6 protein-coding genes are annotated in these 8,098 nt (G+C 66.7%); 2 read left to right on the forward strand and 4 right to left on the reverse strand.

Features of this window, described 5'->3' with window-relative positions:
* The first annotated feature begins 129 nt into the window (after positions 1–129).
* Positions 130–2,805 (forward strand): aconitate hydratase AcnA, encoded by a 2,676-nt coding sequence (gene acnA / locus MTR62_RS05345; RefSeq protein ID WP_244017720.1) that lies wholly within the window; start codon positions 130–132, stop codon positions 2,803–2,805.
* Positions 2,806–2,987: 182 nt separating this feature from the next.
* Here acnA and MTR62_RS05350 read toward each other — a convergent pair whose 3' ends face one another.
* From MTR62_RS05350 to ruvA, 4 genes are all read right to left on the reverse strand, one after another.
* The gene (locus tag MTR62_RS05350) at positions 2,988–3,791 is read right to left on the reverse strand and encodes a PEP-CTERM sorting domain-containing protein (protein ID WP_244017722.1); all 804 of its coding nucleotides are present in this window, start codon (positions 3,789–3,791) and stop codon (positions 2,988–2,990) included.
* Between the two features lie 252 nt (positions 3,792–4,043).
* On the reverse strand, positions 4,044–5,093 hold the full coding sequence (gene ruvB / locus MTR62_RS05355; RefSeq protein ID WP_244017724.1) for a Holliday junction branch migration DNA helicase RuvB: 1,050 nt from the start codon (positions 5,091–5,093) through the stop codon (positions 4,044–4,046).
* Positions 5,090–5,638, reverse strand: a complete 549-nt coding sequence (locus MTR62_RS05360; protein ID WP_244017726.1) for a DsrE family protein — start codon at positions 5,636–5,638, stop codon at positions 5,090–5,092. The genes ruvB and MTR62_RS05360 overlap by 4 nt, the downstream gene beginning before the upstream one ends.
* Before the next feature lie 41 nt (positions 5,639–5,679).
* The gene (gene ruvA / locus MTR62_RS05365; protein ID WP_244017728.1) at positions 5,680–6,291 is read right to left on the reverse strand and encodes a Holliday junction branch migration protein RuvA; all 612 of its coding nucleotides are present in this window, start codon (positions 6,289–6,291) and stop codon (positions 5,680–5,682) included.
* Between the two features lie 201 nt (positions 6,292–6,492).
* Between ruvA and MTR62_RS05370 the strand changes: the two genes are divergently transcribed.
* The gene (locus MTR62_RS05370; RefSeq protein WP_244017730.1) at positions 6,493–8,007 is read left to right on the forward strand and encodes a glycosyltransferase family protein; all 1,515 of its coding nucleotides are present in this window, start codon (positions 6,493–6,495) and stop codon (positions 8,005–8,007) included.
* The last annotated feature ends 91 nt before the right edge of the window (positions 8,008–8,098 follow it).

Genomic DNA, 8,098 nt, shown 5'->3' on the forward strand with positions numbered 1-8,098 from the left:
CCTGAAGGCTTTCAGCGCGCATCCGCGACCCGACGAATCCGTTTGTCGCATCGCAGCAGGCCGGAAAGGGGCAAACATTTCCGGTTTCCGGCGATGCGTCAGGCATCACAGGAAGGGAATAACGCCCACATGACCCAGGTCGGACAGGATACGCTCGGTACCCGCAGCACCATGACCGCCGGCGGCAAGACCGTCGCCTACTACTCGTTCAAAAAGGCCGCCGAAAAGATCGGCGACGTCTCGCGCCTGCCTTTCTCGATGAAGGTCCTGCTCGAGAACATGCTGCGTTTCGAGGACGGTGGCTTCACTGTCTCGACCGACGATGTCCAGGCCGTTGCCGACTGGCAGAAGAACCCGGTCACCGGTTCGGAAATCCAGTACCGTCCGGCCCGCGTGCTGCTGCAGGACTTCACCGGCGTCCCTTGCGTGGTCGACCTGGCCGCGATGCGCGACGGCATTGCCGCGCTCGGTGGGGACACCAGCAAGATCAACCCCCAGGTTCCCGTCAACCTCGTGATCGACCACTCGGTCATGGTCGACGAGTTCGGCACGCCCAAGGCGTTCGAACAGAACATGGAGATCGAGTACCAGCGCAACATGGAGCGCTACGACTTCCTCAAGTGGGGCTCCAAGTCGCTCGACAACTTCTACGCTGTCCCGCCGGGCACCGGCATCTGCCACCAGGTCAACCTGGAAAACATCGCGCAGAGCGTGTGGACCGACAAGGACCAGAACGGTGAAGTCGTCGCCTACCCCGACACGTGCGTGGGCACCGACAGCCACACCACCATGGTCAACGGCCTGGGCGTGCTGGGCTGGGGCGTTGGCGGCATCGAAGCCGAAGCGGCGATGCTCGGCCAGCCCGTCTCGATGCTCATCCCCGAAGTCGTGGGCTTCAAGTTCACCGGGGAACTGAAGGAAGGCGTGACCGCCACCGACCTCGTGCTGACCTGCACCAACATGCTGCGCAAGCACGGCGTGGTCGGCAAGTTCGTCGAATACTACGGCGAAGGCCTTGCCTCGCTCAGCCTCGCCGACCGTGCGACGCTCGCCAACATGGCGCCCGAATACGGCGCGACCTGCGGCTTCTTTGGCATCGACGACAAGACGCTCGACTACCTGCGCCTGACCGGCCGCGACGAAGGCCAGATCGCCCTCGTCGAGGCCTACGCCAAGGAGCAGGGCTTCTGGATGGACCCGGCCAACCCCGAACCGGTCTTCTCCTCGACGCTCGAACTCGACCTCTCCACCGTCGTCCCCTCGCTCGCCGGCCCCAAGCGCCCGCAGGACAAGGTCGTCCTCACCGACGTCGACGACGTGTTCAACAAGGACATGGCCGAACTCTACAAGCGTGAGCGCAAGTCGGTCCCGGTTGCCGGCGCCGACTACGAACTGACCGATGGCGACGTGATGATCGCCGCGATCACCTCGTGCACCAACACCTCGAACCCCTCGGTTCTCGTCGCCGCCGGCCTCGTCGCCAAGAAGGCCGACGAACTGGGCCTCAAGCCCAAGCCCTGGGTCAAGACCTCGCTCGCACCGGGCTCGCAGGTGGTCACCGACTACCTCAACAAGGCTGGCCTGCAAGAGCACCTCGACAACATCGGCTTCAACCTCGTGGGTTACGGCTGCACCACCTGCATCGGCAACTCGGGTCCGCTCGCCGAGCCGCTGTCCAAGGCGATCAACGAGAACGACCTGGTCGCCTCGGCGGTCATCTCGGGCAACCGCAACTTCGAAGGCCGCGTCTCGCCCGACGTGCGCGCCAACTTCCTGGCCTCGCCGCCGCTGGTCGTCGCCTACGCGCTCAAGGGCACCGTGGTGGAAGACTTCACCACCACCCCGATCGGCACCGGCAAGGACGGCCAGGACGTGTTCCTCAAGGACATCTGGCCGACCAACGCCGAAGTGACCTCGACCATGAACGCCTGCGTCGACCGCGCGATGTTCCAGGCCCGCTACGCCGACGTCTACAAGGGCGACGAGCACTGGCAGGCGATCGACGTCGTGGGTTCGGACACCTACAAGTGGCGCGCGGGTTCGACCTATGTCGCCAACCCGCCCTACTTCGAGGGCATGGAGATGACCCCGGCGCCGGTTTCGGACATCGTCGAGGCCAAGCCGCTCCTGATCCTGGGCGATTCGGTCACCACCGACCACATCTCGCCCGCCGGTTCGATCAAGGCGGACAGCCCGGCCGGCAAGTGGCTGATGGAGCACCAGGTCGCCAAGGCCGACTTCAACTCCTACGGTTCGCGCCGTGGCCACCACGAAGTCATGATGCGCGGCACCTTCGCCAACATCCGCATCAAGAACGAGATGGTTCCGGGCACCGAAGGTGGCTTCTCGTCGTACAAGGGCGAAACCATGGCGGTCTACGACGCTGCGGTGAAGCACGCCGCCGACGGCACCCCGCTGGTGGTCATCGCTGGCAAGGAATACGGCACCGGTTCGTCGCGTGACTGGGCGGCCAAGGGCACCAACCTGCTCGGCGTGCGCGCCGTCATCGTCGAGAGCTTCGAGCGCATCCACCGCTCGAACCTGGTCGGCATGGGCGTGCTCCCGCTGCAGTTCAAGGACGGCCAGACCCGCGAGACGCTCGGCCTGACCGGCGACGACGCCTTCACCATCAAGGGCATCGCCGATATCAAGCCGCGCCAGGACGTCGAAGTCGAAGTGACCCGTCCGGACGGTTCGACCTTCTCGTTCAGCGCGCTGTGCCGCATCGATACGGCCAACGAGATCGAATACTACATGAACGGCGGCATCCTGCAGTACGTTCTGCGCAAGCTCGCTGCGGGCTGATCGCACCAGCGACCCGGCCAAACGGCATGAGAAAGGCCCCGTCCGGTTCGTCCGGGCGGGGCCTTTCGCTTTGCGGGCCGGAGCCATGAGCGCCCCCGATCTTCGGGCACGGGGGCCGTATCCCCATACGAAAAGGGGCGCCAAAGCGGCGCCCCTTGCTCATTTCAGGTTGGTATTGCGGCTCAGCTCCTGGCCTTGCCCGCAAGACGCCGCCGCACGAACAGCGCGGCGGCCGCGGCGCCGAACAGGATCACCATCGGCGGTTCGGGCACGTCGGTCGGCGGCGGACCGCCCGAGGACGTTGGCGGCGGGGGCGGTGGGTGCCCGCCCGAGGAGGAGGAGCTCGACGAACTCGAGGTCGAGCTCGACGAAGACGTGGAGGACGACGTGCTCGTCGAAGAGGACGTCGACGAAGAGGTCGAACTGCTGGTCGAGGTGCTGGTCGAAATTCCGCCGGTGGTCGAGGTCACGCCGCCGGTCGAGGTCGACGTGGAGCTCGACCCGCCCGAGGTCGAGCTGGAGCCGCCCGAAGTCGAGGTCGACGTCGATCCGCCGCTGGTGGTCGAGCTGATGATGACGTTGCCGCCGCTCGATCCGCCACCGCCGAAAAAGCCGCCGAAGAAACCCCCGCCATAACCGCCGATCGCGCCGCCACCGATCACCACCGGCGTCCCGCCGCCACCCCCGCTCGGCGGCATCGAGGCCGGAACCGGGGGAACGTAGGGCGGCGGCACCGGCACCATGGCGACCTGTTCCGGCGCGTCGCAGCACGAGCGCTTGACGATCGTGCGCACCCGCCTGGTGGTGCGCGGCTTGTCGATCACGCGGCGCGCCGGGCGCGGCTTGACCGCGACCTTGGCCTGCTTGACCTTGCTGTACTGCGTCTTGGCCGACTGGGTTTCGGCAACGTGGACCGCACCACCGCCAAGGACAGCGCAGCCCGCTGCGCAGGCTGAGAGTTTGGCTATGGCCGTCCTGATCGACATAAACGTTCTTTGCCCCGCCCATCGCCGGGTCGCCCGCCCGCCGCGAGTGCCCCGTTTGGATTTCTGTCTCCCACACTCAACGCAGAATGAGGTTAACACAACAATGGCGTTAACCTAGTTTTTCGCGAACGAAAGCCTGAAAATAGGCCGATCTTCGATATTAACCGACCGGATGTTTCGAAACGGGACTGCAAAGCGAAGCCTTGTAAGCTCCACCGACACATTTCGCAGGGTTTTACGGTGCCGTCCGGCCTAGCCGGACGCGCCCGGCGAATCGAACAAACCGCCCTGCACGCCATTGGACGGACCTTCGGGCGGGGCAATTCCCAAGTGCTGCCAGCCCCGGTCGTTGAGGCAGCGCCCGCGCGCGGTGCGCGCGACAAGCCCCAACTGGATGAGATAGGGCTCGATCACTTCCTCGATCGTGTCGCGCGGCTCGGACAGGCCGGCGGCCAGCGTCTCGACCCCGACCGGGCCGCCCTTGTAGATGTCCGCGATCATCATGAGGTAGCGCCGGTCCTGCGCATCGAGCCCGATCGAATCAACATCGAGCCGGGTCAGCGCATCGTCCGCGATCGCATGGGTGATGACGTCCGATCCCGCCACGAAGGCAAAGTCGCGCACCCGGCGCATGAGCCGCCCGGCAACGCGCGGGGTCCCGCGCGAGCGGCGCGCGATTTCGGTCGCCCCGCCCTTGTCCATGCCGATGCCGAGCAGGTTGGCCCCGCGCGTGACGACATGTTCGAGTTCGGCCACGGTGTAGAACTGGAGCCGGATCGGAATGCCGAAACGATCGCGCAAGGGGGTCTGGAGCAGGCCCTGACGGGTGGTCGCCCCGATCAGCGTGAAGGGCGGCAGATCGATCCGCACCGAGCGCGCCGAAGGCCCCTCGCCAATGATGAGATCGAGCGCGCGGTCTTCCATCGCCGGGTAGAGCACTTCCTCGACCACCGGGTTGAGGCGGTGGATTTCGTCGATGAACAGCACGTCGCCATGCTCGAGATTGGTGAGCAGCGCGGCCAGGTCCCCCGCCTTGGCGATGACCGGGCCGGAGGTAGCGCGAAAACCCACGCCCAGCTCGCGCGCAACGATCTGCGCCAGCGTCGTCTTGCCAAGGCCGGGCGGGCCGAAGAACAGCGTGTGGTCCATCGCCTCGCGCCGGGCCTTTGCGCTTTCGATGAACACGCGCAGGTTGTCCTTGGCCGCTGCCTGGCCGGTAAAGTCGGACAGCGTCTTGGGGCGCAGCGCGGCATCGGCGTCTTCAGGCTGCGCGGCCGGGGAAAGGATCGGATTGTCGCTCACGGCAGCAGCACGTAGCCCTGCTGCTGGAGGAGTGCAAAGGCATCCATCGCCGAAAGCGCCATCTTCACACCGGGAAGGAGGTCGGCTTTGTGGATACCCATCGCCGTCGCGCTCTGCCCGCACAGATAGATCGCAACGCCGTGGTCGAGCAGCTGGCGCACCAGCTTGGCGTTGGCGTTGGCCGCCCCCTTGGCGTGGGCGCCGTAGGCGGCATCGCTGGTCAGGTCCCAGCCCGCCGGGCCATGCACGACGAGCGCGACCTTGATGTTCGCCTCGGGCACCCCGGCGGCAACGTTCATGTTGATGAAGCGCGCGGCGGTATCGAAGGCGCGCAGCACCTCGCCCGGCCTGGCGCCTTCATGAACGTTGTAAACGACCTTGAAATGGGTGTTCGCGCCCACCGGCAGATCGGCATCGACCTTGGCCACCGCACCGTATTCGGTGAACACCGGCCCTTTGGTGAAGGCGGCCTTGTCCTGCGCCAACGCGGGTGCGGCGAGCAGGGAAAGGCCCAAAAGCGATGTCATTGCAGAACGAACGATCATGGCGTGTCTCCTGTCAGCCGCACTTGTGGCCAGCCTGCGCATCAACCCGCCGCCTTCTTCAGGGCAACGCGTACGAGATCGTTGAGGCCCGCGTCCTCGCCCAGTTCGCCGACCGCCTGCGCGACCGCGGTGCTGGCGATCGCGGGCTTGAAGCCCAGGTTCTGGAGCGCGGAAACCGCGTCCGCGCTGGCCGAGCCTGCGGGGGCCTCCACCGCGGCCAGCGCGCCGGACGATCCGGGGACGACCGGCATTCCGCCCGCCTTGTCCTTCAATTCGTTGACGATGCGCGTCGCCAGCTTGGGGCCGACCCCGTTGGCGCGCGCGACCATCGCGCTGTCCCCGCCCGCGCAGGCGCGCTGGAGTTCCTCGGTAGTCAGTGCCGAAAGGATCGCCAGCGCGACTTTCGAACCCACCCCCTGCACCGCAGTGAGCAGACGAAACCAGTTGCGCTCGGCCGCCGAGGTAAAGCCGATCAGACGCTGGTCGGTCTCGGACACCTGCATCTCGGTGTGGATGACCACCTTGTCGCCGCGAATCCCCAGATGGTCGAGCGTGCGCGCCGAGCAATGGACGAGATAGCCCACCCCGTTGACGTCGATCACCGCCCAGTCGGGCCCGGTGTCGTCGAGATGGCCGGTCAGCTTTGCGATCATGGTTTGTTCCCCATGCCCTTCCTATGCACGGCCCCGGCCCGAGCGACAAGGGGGAAGTCCGCCGCACCATCCGCGCCCCCTCCCTACGCCGTCCCCGCGCCATCCCCACCGCGCACGACGATCCGCCGATCACGCCCTCTTGCGCGCCGCTATCGTCTTGTTTCTCATGACAGGCCCCCGCACCGCGCCTATAGAGCGCGCATGGCACATTCGAGCGGAAGCGGCAGGTCGCTGCGCCCCCAACACGCGGCTTCCCCCCCGGCGCTCTGGCCGATTGCGATCGGTCTTGTCGTGCTCGTCGCGCTCGCGCTGCGAGTCCAGGCCTGGTCGCCGTTCGCCGCCAGCCATCCCGACGAGCTGATGCAGTACGCCGAACAGGCCAACCGGCTGGCCACGGGGCATGGCCTGCGTCCCTGGGAAAACCGGCTGGGCCTGCGCAACAGCCTGATCCCCCAGCTGCTCTGGCTGCCGTTCTGGCTCGGCCGCCATTTCGCGCCCGACACGCTGACCGGCTATTATCTGGGGCGGATCTGGTTCGAGGCGCTGACCCTGCTCGCGCTGCCCGGCGCCTGGCTGTTGGGCGCGCAGGTCTCGCGCCGCCACGCGCTCGTCGCACTCTTCGTGGTCGCCAGCTGGTGGGAGAGCGTGCTGTTCTCCAACCTCCTGCTGTCCGAAAGCCTGGCAAGCGCCCTGTTGCTGCTGGGCGCCGGGCTGCTGCTCGGTCCCGAGGCGGGGCAGCGGCGCCTGGCCGCCGCCGGCTTCGTCCTGGGTCTCGGCGTTCTGGTGCGCTTCCAGTTCGGCCCGTTTGCCGCGCTCGTCCTCGCCAGCGCGCTGTGGCGGCGTCCGGGCGTGTTCAAGCCGGTCCTTGCGGGCGGGATCGCGGCGATGGCGCTGGGCACGCTGAGCGACCTCGTCGCCGGAGCGGTGCCGTTTTCCTGGTTCTTCATCAATCTGGACCAGAACATCGCGGCCGGACGCGCGGCCGGGTTCGGAACCAGTCCGCCCTGGCACTACCTGACCGACTACTACCATCACTTCGGCGCTGCGGCGCTGCTGTTCATCGCGGGTTGCGCGCTGGCGAGCGGGGCTCGCTACCGCCCCTTGCTGCTCGCCGCGCTGGTCCACGTCGCGCTGCACAGCCTGATCGCGCACAAGGAATACCGCTTCGTGTGGGTGGCCTCGCTGTTCGTGCTGGTGCTGGCCGCGATCGGCTCGGTACGCGTGTTCGACCGGCTGCTCGAACCGCATATCCACCCGCGCCACTTGCGCACGACGAGCCTGTTTGTAGCGCTTGCCAGCTGGTCGCTGCTCTCCTTCGCCTCGTTCGAGGCGACAGGGGGCTACACCTCGTTTCGCGGCGGCATCGCGATCACCGAACTGGCAATCGACGCCGCGCGCGATCCGCGCATCTGCCGCCTGGGCGTTGCCAACGGGCTGTTCTACCACACCGTGCCCGCGCTGTTGCCACACCCGATCCCGCTTTCGCTCGCCCCCAAAGAGCTGATCAAGAACGATCAGCCGCTGCCGCCCGAACTGGTGCGCGGCGCCAATGCGCTCTTGATGTTCGACACGCTGCCCAAAGGCGGTACGGCCTACCGCAAGATCACCTGCCGCGACCTGCCGACCGAACGGGTCTGCCTCTACCTGCGCCCCGGTCCCTGCGCGCCCGACCCACTCTACGACGCGCAGGCCGCGCTCGAACGCGAGGACATGTAGCGCGGGACTGTTCTAGAGCGGTTTTCGATCAGATTGCATCGGATCGACCGCTCTAGGCTGTAGTGACAATTTAGGGATTCCCAATCGCTTT

The organism is Novosphingobium organovorum, from assembly GCF_022832435.1.
Lineage (GTDB): Bacteria > Pseudomonadota > Alphaproteobacteria > Sphingomonadales > Sphingomonadaceae > Novosphingobium > Novosphingobium organovorum.